Raw genomic sequence first — 18,633 nt, forward strand, 5'->3', positions numbered from 1 at the left:
CGTTTTGTTTTTTGCTTATATACGACATAATTGCACCATTAAAAACCCTCAGTCTCATATGGATTTGGCTTGGAATGGGCAACCACGAAGTACCCACCGCATTAACTTGCGCGCGCCGTAGTGCCAGAAATCTTTGGTTAAGATGTACTCTGCGCCGCTCGCAGCAGGAAGCCGTTGCCTCATCGATGATGACGGCAACCAGCGATAACTTTTTTAATGCTTACGCGATTTTTCTCGGCGCCAGTCTTGCGCAAATGGGCTTTGTTACTGGTTTACCGCAGCTCTTCGGGGCGATGTCGCAGTTAGTTTCCGTCTGGTTGGCGAGCCATTTTTCCCGTCGCGGGTTTATCGTTTGCTGCGCAGCTTTGCAGGCGGTTGTGGTATTGGCAATGGGCGTGTTGGCGGCCTTTCGCCCCGAACACGCAGTGTGGATATTTATCGCGCTCGCCGTGGGGTATCACGGTTTTATTAATCTTATCCAACCCCATTGGCGTGCGTGGATGGGGTCGATTGTACCTGAACGTCGCCGTGGTACTTTTTTTGCGGCGCGCACCCGACTCACTATGGGCGCATCCTTAAGTGTATTCTTTATTGGCGGTGGCATTCTTACCTTTACCGATTCGCGGCAAATGGCGTGGTTGGGTTTTACGCTGCTGTTTTCGATTGCCGCCATGGGGCGTTTTGTCTCGGCTTGGTTATTACTGCAAATGCACGATCCTGATCCGCGCGAAGCCAAGCAGCGGGGCGTATTTATCCAAACTATCCGCAATTTTCGCGGCGCATGGAAGGATAAAACCTTTCGCCAGTACAGCTTGTTTGTGGCCAGTATGCAGGCGATGGTGGCCATCTCGGCGCCGTTTTTCGCCGTGTATATGCTAGAAGACCTGCACTTTAGCTATATCGAATTTGTGCTCGCGAGCGTGGCCTCGATAGCGACTCAGTTTGTGACGTTGAAATTTTGGGGACGATTTAGCGATCAATTCGGTAATCGTTTGGTGATGATTATTACCAGTTGCATGATCCCAAGCTTGCCATTGTTATGGCTGTTTTCCGATAACTATCTGTATATTCTCCTTATTCAGGCATTTTCTGGGCTGGCGTGGAGCGGCTTTACCTTAAGCACCGCCAATTACCTTTATGATATTCGTCCCTTTCGCAGTGACTTTGCGACCTATGCAGCGCTGCAAGCGTCACTCAGTGCGGGATTCGTATTTGTGGGGGCGATGGTTGGCGGCACGATTGCCTCCCATGCGGCGGACTTTTTAGTGTGGTCGGGTTGGAATACTTGGCTCAGTAGCCCGATTTTTGTGGTGTTTTTAGTGTCGACCATATTGCGCGCATTCGTGACGCTGTGGTTTATTCCGCGCTCGGTCGAACCTAAAGTCAGGCCTAGGCCGCAGTTACTGCAACTTATCTTCCGTATCCGTGGCTTTAACGCGATTTCGGGCGTGAGTCTCGACTGGTTAACTGTGGTTAAGTGTCGGAAAAATAATGATTAATCTAGAATCTAGGCCCTAGATTTTATAATCAAAAAACTTACGTTTGTCAGGCCCCGAGGCATTGGCGCTGATCTTATTCGGGTGTTTATATTCATCCCAACTGGCGACGTTGCGGCCGACATTGAGCTTAGGAAAGTTCTGCTGATTTTCGGTAGCGGCTAGGCCCATAAAAGCCAATAGCTGACCGAGGGCTCCTTGTTGGCTCACATCAATACTGAGTAAGTCTTGTCTGCCCGCAAAGTAGTTAACCACCTCAGCTTTATGACGTTGATAACAATCGATAAGATGTTGTTCATCCTGCGGATTTTCGACTATACCTACGCCAAAGCTATGGCGAAAGCTGCGCTTCATGATTGGGTGAAATCGGCCGGTTTTGGCGTCCAAATGTGGCAGCATTCGGCTGAGTAACATCTGCATCGACGGCACCCAAGAGTCTAACTCGCGGTCAATATAGACAAATTTGGCCTCGGGGAAGAGTTTATCTAACTGCTTGAAATCACTAAAACAAGGTGCATCGGAAATCGCATCGGCCTGCATAAAGGCTGCTTTAGTAAACGCCATATGTGCCACTTTTAAGCCTTGCTCCAATAGCGCCACGCTTACGCTCGTTGTCCCTGTTCTGGGTAAGCCGATAAAAATAACCTTCTGTTTTTGCTCGGCAACCACAGATTCATGCTTAATTGCATTTGGCCTGATGTCATTGGGTTTAGTTGAATCGCACTGTGGCTGATTGAGCTGCACATCTGCACTATGGTTATGCCCTTGAGAATCGGGAAGGGTGGCAATAGTTGGGTTATCAGGCATGGATTGGGCTCAGCATTCTTGTCAGCGTGGTCGCGATGGGTGTGTAAATTGGGGTTTAACATTAGCGTTTTATCAACGCTGGCAGTATATCGCAGTGCACAGGTTTTGGCAGCGCAAAGCTGGCGTTGCGTTGTAGGGGCAATCAACAGCATAAATCCCTTTATGCTAGAAGCAGTTGGGCAAGATGAGGCGATAGTTGATATTATTTGACTCATTATATGAGGCGAATAGATTTGTTAATTGACTCATTATGTGAGTAGAATAGGCTTGTTATTTGACTCATGGGGTAAGATATGTGGATTTGGCAGCAAGCCGATTGGCCTAAGTTTCATTGGAATATCAGCAGAGTTGATGCCCTGCTGCGTCAGGTATATTTCAATCAGGGCCAACTGCTCGGCAAGCAAATGCTAAGTCACGACGACAGCCAGTTAACATCAGCGGCAGCACTCGACACCTTACTTGCTAACATTATCCACTCCAGTGCCATTGAAGGTGAAAAGCTCAATGCGGCTTCGGTGCGCTCATCCTTGGCTAAAAAACTCGGTGTGTCCGAAGACAAACCGTATCCGACCACGGCACAAACCGATGGTTTGGCCGACATTATGCTCGATGCCTTAAAAAATTTAGATACAGAGTTAACCCTTGAGCGGATATTAGGTTGGCATAAACAGTTATTTCCCCAGGGTTATACGCTGTTTAACCCCGTTATTGGTGGAGCGCTACGTGGCGATACGCCTATGCAAGTTGTCTCAGGCCGGATTGATAAACCAAGGGTGCATTTTGAGGCCCCCTCTCGAGCGACTTTGGACGCTGAACTCTCACTGTTTATCGAATGGTTTAATGCTTCACGGCAAGAGCCTGGCTTAGATCCGCTTATCCGCGCGGCGATAACTCACCTTTGGTTTGTGACTCTGCATCCGCTTGATGATGGTAATGGGCGCATCACGCGTTTATTGACCGATTTAGCTTTGGCGCAAGCGGAAAAACGCTCGATTCGTTTTTACGCTATGTCGGTCAGTATTCTGGCCCGTCGCCAAGCCTACTATGACATTTTAGAGTCCACTCAAAGGGGGAATGTCGATATTACTCCTTGGTTAGTATGGTTTTTTGAAACCCTCAATGATTGTTTACTCAATGCGATGGCTGATGTGAACAAGACTCTGCTAAAAACGCAGTATTGGCAAAATGCCGATCAATCCTTATTGAGTCAAGAGCAAGCCAAAGTGCTCAATCGGATGTTAGATGGCGATTTTGAATTAGGGATGAATAGTAGCCAGTATCAAAAGGTCGCTAAGGTGAGTCGCGCCACCGCCACCCGTCACCTTGCGCAAATGGTCGAGCAAGGCTTTTTAGTGAAAGCCGACGCTGGCGGCCGAAGTACGAGGTACTTATTGCCGAGTGGGAGGTAGATGGATTCAGCGCCAATAATCATTTTGCATTTTGTTAGTGATTACCCTGCGTGATCTTATGCCCAAATCATTATGTGCTAGATTGAATGTGACTCATAGTCCGTAGACGTATTGTCTACAAGTAAAGATCATCATGAAAACTCTTAGCAGGATTATTCATGGAAGATCATTTGCTTACCTCATTTGGTACTCATCTAAAAAGTTTGCGACTTGAGAGATCGTTTTCGCAGGAGCAGCTCGCATTCAAAGCGGACATGGACAGAACCTATGTCAGCGGCATTGAACGTGGTCAGCGTAATGTGAGTTTGATTAATATATTCAAGCTCGCTGAAGCCTTAGATATTCCCGCAAAACAACTTCTAGATTTTACCGTTGAGGGATCATTATGACTCAACGATCATTTTATTCGGCGAGTTTTAAAGATTTTCTATCAGCAGAGCCCGATGCGATTACCGGGCAGATATCACGTTTCCATACACAGCATTTATTGCATTCACAAACTCGCGCTTGGTTGACTGAAATTGAAATTCTCAAACGATCCTTGGCCGAGAGTGTTGAGCGAGAAGGGCATATTTTCATTGAGTTTATGATCCCACGAATGGGGCGACGTGCCGATGTCGTGATGATATTTAAAGGGATTGTTTTTGTAGTAGAGTTTAAAGTTGGCGCAACAGTATTTATTGCTGCCGATATGAGGCAGGCTCATGGATATGCCTTAGATTTAAAGAACTTTCATCGCGGTAGTCATGATAAATATCTAGTCCCTCTGCTTGTCGCCACCAACGCGACCAGCCAATCGGAAAATCCAGTATTCGCAGGCGATAATGTTGCTTTGACTTTGTGTATTTCGCCCGGTGAATTGTTTTCAAGAATGCGCCTAATTGCTGAGCGGTTGAATCAACCTACTTTTGATCCAAACTTGTGGGCTGATTCTGGTTATTTGCCGACGCCAACCATTATCGAAGCGGCACAAGCTCTGTATGCGTCGCACAATGTCGAAGATATTGCTCGTAGTGAAGCGGATACACAAAATCTTGGGCAAACGAGCCAGCAATTACTTCAGTTGATTCACGATGCTCGTATCAATAAGCGAAAAATAATTTGTTTCGTTACCGGCGTTCCGGGTGCGGGCAAAACCCTCGTAGGGCTTAATATTGCGAGTATTCACGCAAACAGGGAAGAGAATGAGTATTCTGTTTTCCTCAGTGGTAATGGCCCCTTGGTGGCGGTATTACAGGAAGCCTTAGCTAGGGATCGATCTTCTAGAACTGGTGATTCTATCAGTGCAACTAGAAAGGAGACTGAATCATTTATTCAAAATATCCATCGCTTTAGGGATGAATATTTGCATGGTGGCGTGCCGCCTGAAAAAGTGGCCATATTTGATGAGGCTCAACGGGCGTGGGATAAAGAGCAGGCAAGCGATTTTATGCGTCGTAAGCGAGGTATTGTCGACTTTGATAAATCAGAGCCTGAATTTCTCATCGAAGTAATGGACCGTCGTCAAGACTGGGCGTTTATTATTGCGCTAGTTGGTGGTGGACAGGAGATTAATAAAGGTGAGGCAGGACTAGCTGGTTGGTTGGATGCGCTTAAGGCTAAGTTCTTAGATTGGGATGTCTATTTTTCCACAGCTTTATTGTCAGGTGAGTATGTTTCGCTAGGGGTTGATCTGAATGCGGTTTCAAGGGCTAATGTCTTACCTAACTTACATCTTGCCACATCCATGCGATCTTTCCGTGCTGAAAAGTTGTCCAGTTTTATTCATTACTTGGTAGCTGGGCAATGCGGGCTTGCTATTAACGTTTATAAAGATCTAGAGCATGTCTACCCAATCAAAGTCACTCGCGATTTAGCTAAGGCTAAATCTTGGGTTCGGCAGCACAGAAGAGCTAATGAATCTATGGGAGTTCTTGCTTCTTCTAACGGCATTAGGCTTAAAGCTGAAGGGATTTTCGTTAAAAATGAGATAGATCCTGCAAAGTGGTTTTTAAGTGGAGTTGAAGATATTCGTTCTGCTGAGTTTTTAGAGGATGTAGCCACCGAGTTTGACGTACAAGGATTAGAGCTAGACTGGTGTGTCGTTGCTTGGGATGCTGATTATCGTTTCAACGGCCAAGTGTTTGAGCATTGGGAATTTAGAGGAACTAAATGGGAAATGCGGCATAAAGCTGTACGTAAGAGATATCTTGAAAATGCTTATCGCGTATTGTTGACTCGGGCTCGTCAGGGCATGGTGATATTTGTTCCTAAAGGCGATAAATCAGATGAGACTCGAGATCCCAAGTTTTATGATCATACCTATAAGTACTTGATCAATTGTGGGATTGGTGTGATTTAATAAAAGCAAGGGTCGAAATTGTTCGACCCTTTTGGTTATTTTGAAACGAAAAAATTAATAAATTCATCAAGGTCACTAAAGACTTTGATTTGTTTGTCTTGAATATTACTTGCAGCAGTTTTTATCCAGTCAAAAGCTTTTTGTTTATAGCCTTTCCCACCGAGTAAAATGACTAAATTTTGCTCTGGTGCGAGGCGGAGAGACTCTAGGAAAAAAGGAAATTTTTGATCGACAGAGCCGCTTTGCTCTTGCTTGTGAGCTTCAATTCGGACTGCTCCTAGTGTTTGATGTTGTACTAAGAAGGCTGCCTTTCGAATTCCACCATACATATCTGTATAAGGCACATTTTTAAGGAACTCGTTTTGAGATGGAACACCTTGTGCTTCACAAAAGCCTAGCGCTACAAGGGATTGTTCTACTTGATCACAAAATTTCTGATTGGATAACATGCTTGCTTCATATTTACCTGTGTCTACTTCAGGTAAATCTTCAAAAAGTGATTCTTGGTTCATTCTCCATCCTTGGTTGTTAAATCGCCCTTTAATGTAGCATTGAGAGTGTCTGATTTTCAATCAGTTAGAGCCACTACTCAAAATTGTTCTATCACTTTGAAATTTATCCAACCTTGTCACTCGCCAACCTCTCCATCAAAAACTCAATCAATACCGTCACTTTGGTCGGGAGGTATTTTCGCTGTGGATACACAGCGTAAATGCCATGTTCGGGTAGCGGATAGTCTGTAAGTAACGCCTGTAAACGTCCGGCTTGCAGATCCGGCTCAATAATAAAACGTGGTAGGTTGGCGATGCCGAGACCATCGAGACAGGCCTGATGGATGGCATCACTATTATTGACCTGATAGTTGCCTTTGGGTTGAACACGTTGCACGCCATCGGGACTGTGGAAACTCCATTCCACACCATCTTGAAAGTAACTGTAAAACAAACAGTTGTGTTGAGTTAACCCGCAAGGAGTAAGAGGTGAACCGTGCTGCGCTAGATACGTTGGGGACGCGCAAATAACGCTTAAACACGGGGCTATTTTGCGGGCGATAAGGCTGGAGTCGGGCAGTTCGCCGATACGAATGGCTAAATCAAAGCCGCCTGCGATTAAATCCGTTGTCTTATCATCCATTTGCATTTGCAGCTGGATATCGGAGTAACGCCTTAAAAATTCAGCTATTAATGGCGCAATATATCTGCGTCCAAACACCATAGGTACTGAAATCCGCAAATTGCCTCTAGGTGTTTGCTGCAATTCAGAGATCGCATCCAATCCTTCTTGGGTGAGCTGTACCGCCGGGCGAATGTACTCGAAATAGCGCGCGCCAGCATCGGTTAGGCTTAAGCTGCGGGTGGTGCGTTGTAATAGTTGAATCCCTAAGTGTTGCTCCAACTGTGTGATTCGTTTGCTGATGGCTGATTTACTCAGTCCAAGCTTTTGTCCCGCCGCAGAAAAACTACCGCATTCGACCACAGTGACAAAAATGGGTAATGCCGAAAATTGCTCCATGGTGTCCTTAGATTATCTTGTCCCCTGCCATTATTGTTGATAATACCTCAACAGTCAGTTTTTATTATCGTGGTTATCATTGCCCTTGATGCAAGGTAGACTAATGCACTTGCTGATTGCGGGTGTTGACTGTGAAGCCTCGTTATTTTTGGATTCATCACTCTTTGTTTATCGCTTATCTTGATTACTGTTCGGCAACTTGCCGCAGCAGTGCCGCAATTGCCGATGTACCATTCTCTGATGCCTCTGAACGGCATAGGAATGGAGCTTAGCTATTTTGTTAGAAAGAGAGTTCCTATGTCATTGCCATACCAATGGATTCTGTTCGATGCCGACGAAACCCTATTTTATTTCGATGCCTTAAAAGGGCTTAAGTTGATGTTTGGTGAGTTTGGGGTCGATTTTACTCAAGCGGATTTTGATGAGTATCAGTTAGTTAATAAACCGCTATGGGTTGACTATCAAGACGGTAAAATCACTGCTGCCGAATTGCAAACCACACGTTTCGAGCCTTGGGCTGCCAAACTTGCGGTAGCGCCGCAAGCGCTCAATAGTGCCTTTTTATCTGCTATGGCTGAGATTTGTGCGCCGCTGCCTGGTGCGCGCGAATTGCTATCGGCATTGCAAGGTAAGGCTAAACTGGGGATTATCACTAATGGCTTTACTGAGTTGCAGACGGTGCGCTTACAGCGAACAGGCTTGCAGCATCATTTTGATATTTTAGTAATTTCAGAAAAAGTTGGCATTGCCAAACCCGATGTGGGTATTTTTGAGCATGCGCTTGAGTTAATGGGGCGGCCAGCGCGTGAGCAAGTATTAATGGTCGGTGATAACCTGCATTCCGATATCCAAGGTGGTCTCAATGCCGGTATTCATACCTGCTGGTACAACGTCCATGGTCATGCCGCATCTGCGGGGATCACTCCAAATTATCAAGTGAACTCCCATCAAGAGCTGCAACAGATACTGGGGCTTTAAGACAACATTTGGGGTACATATTGCCGTACATATAATGCGAAAAGGGGTTAACCTTTGCAGGTTAACCCCTTTTCTAACAATCACTTAATCGAAATGATTAGTTCATGCCGTATTTCTTTAATTTCTTACGCAGAGTACCGCGGTTGATACCTAGCATGTTTGCTGCGCGGGTTTGGTTGCCGCGAGTGTGTTGCATGATGATGTCAAGCAGAGGTGCTTCAACTTCACTTAGCACCATTTCATACACTTCTTGTGCTTCCTGACCGTCCAACTGTGCGAAGAAGTTAGTTACGGCACGCTTAACAGCGTCACGTAATAACTGGGGCTTGATAGTGCCGTTTGCGGTTTCGATTTTGCCAACGGTAAGCTGGTGAACTTCTGTGTTAGTTGTCTGATCAAACATTCTATTCTGCTCTTTATTAATTCTGTACTAATTCATCAAAATAATATTCCACGAGGGAATACTGTTCTGCAGCGGTTTCCAGCTGATTAAAGTCAGCCCGGAACTGGCGCTGATCCTCCTGGTCTAGGTACCATCCAATATGTTTTCTGGCGAAGCGGATACCCTTATATTCACCATACAAATCATAAAGTTTGGTGAGGTGTTCCAGCATCACTTGACGCTGTTCTGCCACCTCAATGGGCGCTAGCTTATTACCCGTCTCCAAGTAGTGCTGGATTTCTCTGAAAATCCAAGGTCGTCCTTGAGCACCCCGTCCTATCATCAGAGCATCGACACCGGTGTAATCCAGCACAAAGCGGGCTTTCTCCGGACTGTCGATATCCCCGTTTGCGACAACAGGAATCGAGACATTCTGTTTAATTGCTTTAATGGTGTCGTACTCGGCGTCGCCTTTGTACATGCATTGTCTCGTGCGGCCATGAACGGCCAGTGAGGCGATGCCACAATCCTCGGCAATCTGGGCGATTTGAACACCGTTCCTGTGTTCAGGCTCCCAGCCTGTGCGAATTTTTAACGTAACGGGCACATCTACTGCGGCAACCACGGCTTGTAAAATGTCTTTTACGAGGGACGGATTTTGCATTAGGGCTGAGCCAGCCAGCTTTTTATTCACTTTTTTTGCAGGACATCCCATGTTGATATCAATGATATGGGCGCCTTGTTCAACGTTGAACTGGGCGGCCTGCGCCATTAACTCTGGATCTGCACCTGCAATTTGCACTGAGCGAATACCTTCCTCACCAGAATGTGTCATACGCTGGCGGCTTTTATCTGTATCCCAAACCTCAGGATTGGATGAAAGCATCTCCGACACCGCTAAGGCTGCGCCATAACGAAGACAGAGATTACGGAAAGCTTGATCGGTGACACCTGCCATTGGTGCCACGATCAGCTGATTCTTCAGTTGATAGGGTCCAATCTGCATTTACTGTTTCACCTTAGCTCTTCAAAGGGGCGCTATAGTAGCCCTTTTTATTGGCCGTGAAAAGGTCAATAAATGACCTAGGAGCAATTTTTTTTCTTGACTTTTTAGCCTTGAGAAGTCATCGACAAAATAAGCCTAAGCCAGTGGTGGCGCATGTTGCGCCACCCTTTAGCGTTATTTGCGCGTACCTGTCAAGCGGCTCCAATCTTCTTTGTGAGCCGCTTCGTCCATGTCGAACCATTGGCTATAAAAGTCAGAGATTTCTTGCGCTTGCTCTTTTAGGAGTCCAGAGAGGGCTAATTTACCACCGGTTTTGACTCGGTCGGCGATAAGGGGGGCAAGTTCGCGCAGTGGGCCTGCGAGAATATTGGCAACTAATACATCGGCCTTAAGATCGGCGGGTTGATCTTCAGGTAGGTAGAGTTCGAGTTGGTCGGCAACATCGTTACGCTCGGCATTGGCTTTTGAGGCGTCAATGGCTTGGTAGTCGATGTCGATACCGGTGACTTTTTTCGCGCCCAGCTTTAGTGCGGCAACGGCGAGAATGCCTGAGCCACAACCAAAGTCGATCACTTCTTCGTTGCTCAGATCTAAGCTATCTAACCACTCTAAACAGAGTGCGGTGGTTGGGTGAGTACCTGTGCCAAAGGCAAGACCTGGATCTAAGATCACATTTACCGCTGTTGGATCTGGCACTTCACGCCAGCTTGGGCATATCCACAGGCGTTTACCAAATTGGATCGGGTGGTAGTTATCCATCCACTCGCGAACCCAGTCTTTGTCTTCAATCTGCTCGATTTTATGGCTGAAGTGTTCACCTAAAAACGGCAGTGTTTTCAACATCTCAATGGTTGGCGTTAGATCGGTATCTGCCTCAAATAGCGCGACAACCACGGTATCACGCCACAGCGGGGTTTCACCCAGTTTAGGTTCAAAGATCGGGGTGTCTTTACCATCTTCAAAAGTAATAGAGACTGCGCCTTCTTCCATGAGTAAGTCGCTGATGGTTTCAGCATCATCACTGTTAGTGTTAATGCGAAGTTGGATCCAAGGCATGGGGTAAATCCTGTGGCTAGGGTTAAAAAATATCGCGCTATTGTATACCTAAACCATCTTAAGCGGCAGGATTTGGCGAGAAATTACCATAACAAAGCCGTTTTTAACTCTGGTTGTGTAAATGGGTTTCTATCGTCACGTTTAGATAAAAATGGCTTTTATTCCTGCATTGACAAGGCGTTATTGGGTCAGCATTTTGTTGTACGCAAATGCAAACCACTCGTTTCGATATTTATTATAAAGCTATGAAATATAATGGTTAATTGGTTTTACCTTTGTTTGGTTTTTTACCTTGTTTTTGTGATCGCCTTCTAAGAGTTGATGTTCACCCCGTGAGTTATCTCACGCTTTAAATCTGTGACGCTCAGTTGGGTATTTTGTTACTGCTATCGTGTAGTTTGCAAAGAGGTGTCAACAAACCATCAAAGGGTAAAAGCAGGATGATAAGCGTAACGCGCGTTCACACTAGGGTGAAAACACAGGGGATAGGTCACCCTTGGTCGGCGAAGGCCGATAGATTACAGAGCGCGACAGGCATTATGCTGGGATGCTTTCTGTTGTTGCATATGCACTTCGAGTCGAGCATTTTGCTGGGTAAGGAGGCATTTTACCAAGTCGTACAACTGCTTGAAGGCGGCATGTTTAGTAGTACTGGCCATGGTTTTCCGATGGTCACTAAAGTCTTTTCGGTTTTTATGCTGTTGGTGGTGATAGTACACGCCGCGGTTGCGCTTAGACGGTTTCCGGCACAACTGGGCCAGTGGCGGGCATTGCGCTCGCACTTAGGTGGCATTAACCACCGCGATACCCATGCTTGGTTTTGGCAGTTGATCACTGGTTTTATTCTGTTTTTCCTTGTGCCAGTGCATCTGTTTACCATGATCTTAAATCCTGAGATTGGCCCACATTTATCCGCCGAGCGTGTTTATCACGATAATGCTTGGCTGCTGTATGCCTTATTGCTGCCCGCTGTGGTGATCCACGCCATGATTGGTTTGTACCGTGTGGCGGTTAAGTGGGGCATAACGGCTCAGCGTTCAGGTTTACGCAAACTCGCTAAGGTTTTGATTATCTATTTGTTGTGCCTTGGTAGCGCCAGCTTGGTTGCTTATATGTTTATCGGCAGCGAGTTGAGCGTTCCTGTGCAGCCCTATGTGCCCCAGTGATTTGAATGCCAATCCTGCTGCGTTGTCCTGTAATGGGGCATCTCGGTAGGATTTTGTTTAGCTGCGACTCGTTTTAATTTGTTTTACCGCGAATAGTTAAGCATTCGATGAATTATTCACCCTCTAGTTGATCTAACTCAGGTTTGTTGTTGGATTTGTGAGCGATATTAATTTTCGAGGATAGGACTTAATCACTCTGGCTTGATGAAGCTGGTGGCTTAATGAAGCTGGTAGCGTGAGGCGAAAGCAATGGCAATCAAACTAAGTATAAAAAAATGGAGTGCGTGGCTGGATTTAAGCCAGAGTGTGTCTGGTGTCATTTTGGCGGTGTTTTTATGGACTCACTTAGTGCTGGTGTCGTCTATTTTATTGGGTGGCGATGCCATGCACTGGGTGGCTCGTGCGATGGAGCTGAGTTTTCTCTCCAGTGATGGCCGCGGCTTCCCTTGGGTTGTGACCTGTATTGCTATCGGTATCGCCGCTTTAGCGTTAGTGCATGTGTTAGTGGCATTGCAAAAGTTACCCATGAGTTTGCGCCAGCAAAGGGCGCTGCAACAGCAGATGCAAGTGATTAACCACAGTGATACTCGCCTATGGCGCTGGCAGGCCATTACGGGCGTGGTGATTTTGTTGTTCTTGCCTGTGCATCTATGGCTTATCGCTTCAGCCCCCGAAACCATAGGTCCGCAAGGGAGCGCCGATCGTATTTGGAATCAAGGTGTGTGGATGGTTTATCTGCCTTTGCTGCTCACTGTGGAGTTACATGCAGCAATTGGTATTTACCGTGTGGCACTTAAGTGGGGCGCGGCGCGGGATCTTAATAGCCGCAGCCGTTTACGCAAGATCAAAACCATTGTGAGTGTGGCTTTTGTCACCGTAGGGCTTGCCTCATTGCTAGCATTTTTACCCTATGCAAGTTGAGCAAAACAAATAATAAAAGCGTGTTATCCCAAAATAATCATTGCAGTACCCGTTAAGGAGCAGGCGTGAAACTGATTTATACCGATTCATTAGTGGTGGGGGCCGGATTGGCAGGGCTCCGGGTAGCCATTGCCTCTAAAGAGCGTGGGCTTGATACCTTAGTGCTTTCGCTTATTCCTGCTAAACGTTCTCACTCTGCGGCGGCGCAGGGGGGAATGCAGGCAAGTCTTGGCAATGCTGTTAAAGGCATGGGCGATGATGAAGACGTGCATTTCCAAGACACAGTGAAAGGATCGGACTGGGGCTGCGATCAAGAGGTCGCCAGAATGTTTGCCCATTGTGCGCCTAAGGCGGTACGTGAGTTAGCTAACTGGGGGGTACCTTGGTCACGCGTCAGTGCAGGTCCAAGAGAAGTGATTGTTAACGCACAAAAAGTCACACTGCAAGAAGCCGAAGAAGCCCACGGGTTGATCAATGCCCGCGATTTTGGCGGTACCAAGAAATGGCGCACCTGCTACACCGCCGATGGAACGGGTCACTCGTTGCTTTATGCGATGGATAACAAAGCGATTTCAATGGATATTCCGGTCCATGAGCGCGTCGAAGCGCTGGCGATTATCCACGATGGAGAGCGCTGTCACGGGGTGATTGCCCGTTGTTTAATCACGGGCGAATTGCGTGCCTATGTAGCGAAATCAACCACCATCGCCACTGGTGGTTATGGCCGAATTTATGAAGTGTCAACTAATGCGATTATCTGCGAAGGCATAGGGCAGGCGCTGGCGCTCGAAACGGGCGTGGCAACGCTTGGTAATATGGAAGCGGTGCAGTTCCACCCCACGGCGATTGTGCCAGTTGGCATTTTAACCACCGAAGGTTGCCGCGGTGATGGTGGTTTATTGCGGGATAAAGACGGTTATCGTTTTATGCCGGACTATGAGCCTGAGAAAAAAGAACTGGCATCGCGGGACGTGGTATCCCGCCGCATGACCGAACATATGCGTAAAGGTAAGGGCGTCGATAGCCCCTATGGCCCGCATTTATGGCTCGATATCACCCTGCTTGGGCGCAAACATATCGAAACCAACCTGCGTGAAGTGCAAGAGATTTGTGAAAACTTCCTCGGTATCGACCCCGCGAAGGATTGGATCCCCGTGCGTCCAACCCAGCATTATTCTATGGGTGGCATTCGCACCAAAGCCACCGGCGAGAGTCCGCAGCTTAAGGGCCTGTTCAGCGTGGGCGAAGCCGCCTGTTGGGATATGCATGGCTTTAATCGCTTAGGTGGTAACTCGCTCGCGGAAACCGTAGTGGGCGGTATGATTATCGGCAAGTATGTCGCTGATTTTTGTGAAAATAACAGCCTTGAAATCAACACAGCGCTTGCCGAAAAGTTTATGCAGCAGGTGCAGACTGAAATCGACACCTTAGTTGATGGCGATGGCCACGAAAACCCCTTCGAGCTTAAGCACGCAATGCAGCGGATTATGATGGATTACGTAGGGATTTTCCGTAATGGGCCTGAACTCGATAAAGCGGTGGCTGAGCTTAAAGCCCTGCTTGAGCGTTCACGCAAGCTCGGCATTAAGTGCAAAAAACGCCACGCCAACCCAGAGCTGGTGGAGGCGCTGCGGGTTAAGCGTATGCTCAAAGTCGCGCTGACCGTTGCTTGCGGCGCTGCCGCTCGCACCGAAAGCCGCGGTGCCCATGCCCGTGAAGATTATCCGCAGCGTAACGACCGCGATTGGCTTAATCGCACCCTTGCCAGTTGGCCCGATGCTAATGCGTTAGAACCCGTATTAAGCTACGAGCCGCTGGATGTGATGAAGATGGAGTTGCCACCGGGATACCGTGGTTATGGTATCGACAATGCCATTGCTCACCCTGATACCGCTAAACGTGAGCAACAAATCACGCAGATTTTGGCAGAGCTTGGGAAGGATGCCGATCGTTATCAACGCCAAGCGGCACTGATGCCTTTCGAGCTGCCGCCCAGCCTGCAAGCTAACAATGAACGTTTAAGTGATACCTTACAAAGACCATCCGCCAATGCGCTAGGAGAAAAATCATAATGAGCCAAGGTCGTCAGTTAACCTTTAATATTTTTCGTTATGATCCGCAGGAGCCAAACGATAAGCCGAAGATGGTGCGTTACCAACTCACTGAAACGCCAGGCATGACGGTGTTTATCGCCCTCAATAAACTCAGAGAAGAGCAAGATACCTCATTGCAGTTTGACTTTGTCTGTCGGGCAGGCATTTGTGGCAGCTGCGCCATGGTGATCAACGGTTTTCCAACATTGGCTTGCCGCACCTTAACCGCCAAATATCCCAAGGGCGAGATCACCCTGATGCCATTACCTGGCTTTGAGTTAATTGGCGATCTCTCGGTGAATACGGGTAAGTTTATGCGTGAACTTGCTGAGCGGTTAAAGCTGTGGTTACACCCAAAGGCGAATGATATCAGCATCCATCGCCTCGAAGATCCAATGGCGCCGGAAGAAGCTGCGCGCTTGTATGAGTTAGAGCGCTGCGTTGAATGCGGGGTTTGCGTATCAGCCTGCGCGACCAAGCAAATGCGCGAGACCTTTGTTGGTGCAGTCGGCATGATGAAGATCGCCCGCTTTGAACTCGATAGCCGTGATGCCCGTACCGCTGAGGATTTTTACCATGTGATTGGTAATCAGGACGGGGTGTTTGGCTGTATGACCTTACTCGGCTGCCAAGATAATTGCCCTAAAGATTTACCCCATATGCAGCAGATTGCTTATCTACGCCGTAAAATGGCAATGACGCTGGTTTAGCTCCTTTTATTACTTTGATTTTAAAATAAAAAGCGCCTTTGTAGGCGCTTTTTGTTTGGGAGCTTAACAGGCAAAAGTCTTATGAATATCCACCTGTTTAACTAATGCCGCCGAGACGGCTAAAAAAGCATTAAAGTGCGGACTTGCCATATGTGCCTCCAGCGCCGCTTGGGATTGCCACACTTCATACATCCAAAAGTGATTTGCATTATCTAAAGATCGATGCAGCGTATACTCAAAACAACCGGCCTCGGTGTGGGTGTCACTCACCAGTTGTTTGAGGATGTTAAAGAGCGCATCACTCTGACCTGAATGCGCTTGGATTTGCGCAAAAACCGTGATTTTCATTGGCTAAATCCCTCAAGTACAATTTTACCAATCGCTTTACCCGACTCAATTTGTGCATGGGCTTTAAGTAAATTTTGCGCATTGATCGTGCCGTAATGCTCACCAAAGGTGCTTTTTACTGTGCCGGTATCGATAAGCTCGGCAATACGATTGAGTAGATGGTGCTGGGCAATCATATCCTCGGTTTGATACAGGCTGCGGGTAAACATCAGCTCCCAATGTAGCGACAGGCTTTTACGCTTCAGTTTCATCACATCTAACGGGCCGACAGGATCATCAATCAGTGCCAGTTTACCTTGCGGTCTGAGCACTTTTACGATTTCGTCAAAGTGCTTATCGGTTTGAGTCAGGCTAATCACATGGGTGACATCGGCAATATCGAGCTTAGCCAGCTCTTGCGAAAGGGGTTGGTTATGATTGATGACGGCATCTGCACCTAAGGTTTGCACCCAAGTTGCGGATTCTGGCCGTGATGCGGTACCGATAACCTCTGCTCCAGTCAATTTGACCGCCAGTTGAGTGATAATCGAACCCACACCGCCAGCCGCACCGATAATCAGAATACGTGCATCTGTGGCTGAGCCATCTTGTGGTAGACCTAAACGGTCAAACAGCAATTCCCAAGCCGTGATACTGGTTAAGGGAAGAGCCGCGGCTTGGGCGTTGCTGAGGGAGTTCGGTTTATGGCCGACAATGCGCTCATCGACTAACTGATATTCAGCATAACTGCCACTGCGACTAATATCGCCGGCATACCAAACCTCATCGCCCACTTTAAATAGGCTGACCTTGTCGCCAATGGCTTTTACAACGCCGACGGCATCCCAACCGAGGATTTTATATTCCCCTGCGGGCGCTGAGCTGGATGCGCGGATCTTGGTGTCGACGGGGTTAACCGATATGGCTTTAACCTCGACTAAAAGATCAAAACCTGTTGGGGTGGGTTCTGCTAATGTGATGTTTTCTAATGCATTGTGTGCATTGTGTGCATTGTGTGCATTGTGTGCATTGTGTGCATTGTGTGCATTGTGTGCATTGATTGCACCTGCTGTTTGGTAACCTACGGCTCTCATAATCATTCCTCACTGGCGACTCGTGTCAGTCACTTGTCATTGAGTGCCATTGTGTGAAATATTAACCTTTAAATAAACGGGGGAATGTTTGTAATTTTTTCAAAGGAAATTTGATAATCATGCTGCTCAATGATCTCGCATTATTTGTTCGGGTTGCCGATTGCGGCAGTATTTCGGCCGCCGCGGCTGAATTGGAACTCTCGGCAGCGTCGGCCAGTGCAGCGATTAAGCGCCTTGAAAAACAGCTTGATACCAGCCTATTTGTGCGCACAACTCGCAGCCTTAGGTTAACCGCTCAAGGTGAGCGTTACCTAATCCATTGTCGCCGCGCCTTAAGTGATCTCGCCCTGGGAGAGCAGGCGATCGCCAGCGATAAAGGTAAGGTCTCTGGCACCTTAAGCCTGTCGGTTTCATCAGACTTTGGGCGTAACTTGTTCGTCCCTTGGCTCGATGACTTTTTACTGGATTTTCCACAGCTGCAAGTACGTTTGCATTTGGGCGACAATATCAGCAGTTTTTACCACGATAAAATTGATGTGGCAGTGCGCTATGGTAAGCCGCAGGATTCTAATCAAGTTGCCTTTCCGATTTGCAGTGCCGACAGAGTGTTATGTGCATCGCCAGAATACCTTGCCAAGTTTGGTCAACCCGAGACATTAGAGCAGCTAACACAGCATAACTGCTTATTTTATAAACTAGATGATCGAACCCACGACCAATGGCAATTTGAGCGTGATGGCCAGGAACGTAAAGTAAGAGTCACAGGCAATCGCAGTGCCAATGATGCTGAAATTGCGCGCCGCTGGGCGGTTGCGGGTAAGGGGTTGGTGTTTAAGTCGAGTTTAGATTTGGCAGAGGATATTATGGCTGGGCGTTTGGTGCCCTTGTTGCCAGAATATCGCGGCGAGTCGGTCAATTTGTACTTAGTGTGTCCTGGGCGAGAGCATGTCACTCCGGTGGTATTACTGCTTCGCGAAATGTTACGTCAGCGTTGTAAAGCGTTGCAAACGCAGTTGGCGGCTCATCATATTCCCCCAAAACACCGTTAAGCAATTGCATAGTGGTAGTATATGTAAATAAGCGTATCGCATATTGTTATTTATTTTAAAATAAAGTTTTTAAAATTGTTTTTGGTGATGAGATTAGTTGTTGCTCCTTGTGTTTATTATGTTTAATTTTGCTAAGTTTTTCTGATCTAACTCATATTTATTTTAATTTAATATGAGTTAGCTCTTGCGTGAGTTGAAAAGATTTTTTGTTCATGCGTATGATGCAATAAATGTATCTTTTTGTATCTTTGGCTGCGCGGTCGCAGTGGAGATTATTTATAGCATG

General features: G+C 47.1%; 18 protein-coding genes. 10 read left to right on the forward strand and 8 right to left on the reverse strand.

Annotated elements, in window-relative coordinates; translation table 11 throughout:
- The first annotated feature begins 74 nt into the window (after positions 1 to 74).
- Positions 75 to 1,499, forward strand: coding sequence for an MFS transporter (locus H9J30_RS09300; protein WP_240130773.1), 1,425 nt, complete (start codon positions 75 to 77; stop codon positions 1,497 to 1,499).
- Between the two features lie 15 nt (positions 1,500 to 1,514).
- On the opposite strand, the gene H9J30_RS09305 is transcribed toward H9J30_RS09300, so the two are convergent.
- On the reverse strand, positions 1,515 to 2,303 hold the full coding sequence (locus tag H9J30_RS09305) for a sulfotransferase family protein (RefSeq protein ID WP_240130774.1): 789 nt from the start codon (positions 2,301 to 2,303) through the stop codon (positions 1,515 to 1,517).
- Between the two features lie 293 nt (positions 2,304 to 2,596).
- On the opposite strand from H9J30_RS09305, the gene H9J30_RS09310 reads away from it, so the two are divergent.
- The 3 genes from H9J30_RS09310 (at position 2,597) to H9J30_RS09320 (ending at position 6,053) form a co-directional block, all read left to right on the forward strand.
- Positions 2,597 to 3,712, forward strand: a complete 1,116-nt coding sequence (locus H9J30_RS09310; protein WP_240130775.1) for a Fic family protein — start codon at positions 2,597 to 2,599, stop codon at positions 3,710 to 3,712.
- Between the two features lie 158 nt (positions 3,713 to 3,870).
- Positions 3,871 to 4,101, forward strand: a complete 231-nt coding sequence (locus tag H9J30_RS09315; protein WP_240130776.1) for a helix-turn-helix domain-containing protein — start codon at positions 3,871 to 3,873, stop codon at positions 4,099 to 4,101.
- A complete protein-coding gene (locus H9J30_RS09320; protein ID WP_240130777.1) occupies positions 4,098 to 6,053 on the forward strand; it encodes a DUF2075 domain-containing protein in 1,956 nt (651 codons plus the stop codon). Before H9J30_RS09315 ends, H9J30_RS09320 begins: the two co-directional genes overlap by 4 nt.
- A gap of 35 nt (positions 6,054 to 6,088) precedes the next feature.
- On the opposite strand, the gene H9J30_RS09325 is transcribed toward H9J30_RS09320, so the two are convergent.
- Together H9J30_RS09325 and H9J30_RS09330 are read right to left on the reverse strand one after the other, a co-directional pair.
- The gene (locus H9J30_RS09325) at positions 6,089 to 6,565 is read right to left on the reverse strand and encodes a PD-(D/E)XK nuclease superfamily protein (protein ID WP_047534281.1); all 477 of its coding nucleotides are present in this window, start codon (positions 6,563 to 6,565) and stop codon (positions 6,089 to 6,091) included.
- Positions 6,566 to 6,668: 103 nt separating this feature from the next.
- A complete protein-coding gene (locus tag H9J30_RS09330) occupies positions 6,669 to 7,565 on the reverse strand; it encodes a LysR family transcriptional regulator (protein ID WP_240130778.1) in 897 nt (298 codons plus the stop codon).
- 297 nt (positions 7,566 to 7,862) lie between these two features.
- Between H9J30_RS09330 and yjjG the strand changes: the two genes are divergently transcribed.
- Positions 7,863 to 8,543: a pyrimidine 5'-nucleotidase gene (gene yjjG, locus H9J30_RS09335; protein WP_427915904.1), complete on the forward strand. Its 681-nt coding sequence runs from the start codon at positions 7,863 to 7,865 to the stop codon at positions 8,541 to 8,543.
- A 97-nt stretch (positions 8,544 to 8,640) separates the two neighbouring features.
- On the opposite strand, the gene fis is transcribed toward yjjG, so the two are convergent.
- The 3 genes from fis to prmA form a co-directional block, all read right to left on the reverse strand.
- Positions 8,641 to 8,946 (reverse strand): DNA-binding transcriptional regulator Fis, encoded by a 306-nt coding sequence (fis, locus tag H9J30_RS09340; RefSeq protein WP_006083371.1) that lies wholly within the window; start codon positions 8,944 to 8,946, stop codon positions 8,641 to 8,643.
- A gap of 16 nt (positions 8,947 to 8,962) precedes the next feature.
- On the reverse strand, positions 8,963 to 9,931 hold the full coding sequence (dusB, locus tag H9J30_RS09345; protein ID WP_240130779.1) for a tRNA dihydrouridine synthase DusB: 969 nt from the start codon (positions 9,929 to 9,931) through the stop codon (positions 8,963 to 8,965).
- A gap of 174 nt (positions 9,932 to 10,105) precedes the next feature.
- Complete coding sequence (gene prmA / locus H9J30_RS09350; protein WP_240130780.1) at positions 10,106 to 10,987, reverse strand: 50S ribosomal protein L11 methyltransferase; 882 nt, start codon at positions 10,985 to 10,987, stop codon at positions 10,106 to 10,108.
- 440 nt (positions 10,988 to 11,427) lie between these two features.
- On the opposite strand from prmA, the gene H9J30_RS09355 reads away from it, so the two are divergent.
- From H9J30_RS09355 to H9J30_RS09370, 4 genes are all read left to right on the forward strand, one after another.
- Positions 11,428 to 12,153 (forward strand): fumarate reductase cytochrome b subunit, encoded by a 726-nt coding sequence (locus H9J30_RS09355; protein WP_240130781.1) that lies wholly within the window; start codon positions 11,428 to 11,430, stop codon positions 12,151 to 12,153.
- Between the two features lie 249 nt (positions 12,154 to 12,402).
- Positions 12,403 to 13,074, forward strand: coding sequence for a fumarate reductase cytochrome b subunit (locus tag H9J30_RS09360; RefSeq protein WP_240130782.1), 672 nt, complete (start codon positions 12,403 to 12,405; stop codon positions 13,072 to 13,074).
- Between the two features lie 65 nt (positions 13,075 to 13,139).
- On the forward strand, positions 13,140 to 15,146 hold the full coding sequence (locus H9J30_RS09365; protein ID WP_240130783.1) for a fumarate reductase flavoprotein subunit: 2,007 nt from the start codon (positions 13,140 to 13,142) through the stop codon (positions 15,144 to 15,146).
- Positions 15,146 to 15,877, forward strand: a complete 732-nt coding sequence (locus H9J30_RS09370) for a fumarate reductase iron-sulfur subunit (RefSeq protein WP_240130784.1) — start codon at positions 15,146 to 15,148, stop codon at positions 15,875 to 15,877. The genes H9J30_RS09365 and H9J30_RS09370 overlap by 1 nt, the downstream gene beginning before the upstream one ends.
- Positions 15,878 to 15,940: 63 nt before the next feature.
- On the opposite strand, the gene H9J30_RS09375 is transcribed toward H9J30_RS09370, so the two are convergent.
- Both H9J30_RS09375 and H9J30_RS09380 read right to left on the reverse strand, forming a co-directional pair.
- On the reverse strand, positions 15,941 to 16,225 hold the full coding sequence (locus H9J30_RS09375) for a putative quinol monooxygenase (RefSeq protein WP_240130785.1): 285 nt from the start codon (positions 16,223 to 16,225) through the stop codon (positions 15,941 to 15,943).
- Positions 16,222 to 17,298 (reverse strand): zinc-binding alcohol dehydrogenase family protein, encoded by a 1,077-nt coding sequence (locus H9J30_RS09380; RefSeq protein WP_240130786.1) that lies wholly within the window; start codon positions 17,296 to 17,298, stop codon positions 16,222 to 16,224. The genes H9J30_RS09375 and H9J30_RS09380 overlap by 4 nt, the downstream gene beginning before the upstream one ends.
- A gap of 119 nt (positions 17,299 to 17,417) precedes the next feature.
- Here H9J30_RS09380 and H9J30_RS09385 point away from each other — a divergent pair, with 119 nt between their 5' ends.
- Positions 17,418 to 18,347, forward strand: a complete 930-nt coding sequence (locus H9J30_RS09385; RefSeq protein ID WP_240130787.1) for a LysR family transcriptional regulator — start codon at positions 17,418 to 17,420, stop codon at positions 18,345 to 18,347.
- Positions 18,348 to 18,633 lie beyond the last annotated feature (286 nt).

The organism is Shewanella cutis (genome assembly GCF_022410515.1).
GTDB classification, from domain to species: domain Bacteria; phylum Pseudomonadota; class Gammaproteobacteria; order Enterobacterales; family Shewanellaceae; genus Shewanella; species Shewanella cutis.

What these genes read in the sequence shown, in the direction of transcription:
- H9J30_RS09300 (WP_240130773.1), top strand. Translation starts at nt 75, where the DNA reads ATGGGCAACCACGAAGTACCCACCGCATTAACTTGCGCGCGCCGTAGT.
- H9J30_RS09305 (WP_240130774.1), bottom strand. Translation starts at nt 2,303, where the DNA reads ATGCCTGATAACCCAACTATTGCCACCCTTCCCGATTCTCAAGGGCAT.
- H9J30_RS09310 (WP_240130775.1), top strand. Translation starts at nt 2,597, where the DNA reads ATGTGGATTTGGCAGCAAGCCGATTGGCCTAAGTTTCATTGGAATATC.
- H9J30_RS09315 (WP_240130776.1), top strand. Translation starts at nt 3,871, where the DNA reads ATGGAAGATCATTTGCTTACCTCATTTGGTACTCATCTAAAAAGTTTG.
- H9J30_RS09320 (WP_240130777.1), top strand. Translation starts at nt 4,098, where the DNA reads ATGACTCAACGATCATTTTATTCGGCGAGTTTTAAAGATTTTCTATCA.
- H9J30_RS09325 (WP_047534281.1), bottom strand. Translation starts at nt 6,565, where the DNA reads ATGAACCAAGAATCACTTTTTGAAGATTTACCTGAAGTAGACACAGGT.
- H9J30_RS09330 (WP_240130778.1), bottom strand. Translation starts at nt 7,565, where the DNA reads ATGGAGCAATTTTCGGCATTACCCATTTTTGTCACTGTGGTCGAATGC.
- yjjG (WP_427915904.1), top strand. Translation starts at nt 7,863, where the DNA reads ATGTCATTGCCATACCAATGGATTCTGTTCGATGCCGACGAAACCCTA.
- fis (WP_006083371.1), bottom strand. Translation starts at nt 8,946, where the DNA reads ATGTTTGATCAGACAACTAACACAGAAGTTCACCAGCTTACCGTTGGC.
- dusB (WP_240130779.1), bottom strand. Translation starts at nt 9,931, where the DNA reads ATGCAGATTGGACCCTATCAACTGAAGAATCAGCTGATCGTGGCACCA.
- prmA (WP_240130780.1), bottom strand. Translation starts at nt 10,987, where the DNA reads ATGCCTTGGATCCAACTTCGCATTAACACTAACAGTGATGATGCTGAA.
- H9J30_RS09355 (WP_240130781.1), top strand. Translation starts at nt 11,428, where the DNA reads ATGATAAGCGTAACGCGCGTTCACACTAGGGTGAAAACACAGGGGATA.
- H9J30_RS09360 (WP_240130782.1), top strand. Translation starts at nt 12,403, where the DNA reads ATGGCAATCAAACTAAGTATAAAAAAATGGAGTGCGTGGCTGGATTTA.
- H9J30_RS09370 (WP_240130784.1), top strand. Translation starts at nt 15,146, where the DNA reads ATGAGCCAAGGTCGTCAGTTAACCTTTAATATTTTTCGTTATGATCCG.
- H9J30_RS09375 (WP_240130785.1), bottom strand. Translation starts at nt 16,225, where the DNA reads ATGAAAATCACGGTTTTTGCGCAAATCCAAGCGCATTCAGGTCAGAGT.
- H9J30_RS09380 (WP_240130786.1), bottom strand. Translation starts at nt 17,298, where the DNA reads ATGAGAGCCGTAGGTTACCAAACAGCAGGTGCAATCAATGCACACAAT.
- H9J30_RS09385 (WP_240130787.1), top strand. Translation starts at nt 17,418, where the DNA reads ATGCTGCTCAATGATCTCGCATTATTTGTTCGGGTTGCCGATTGCGGC.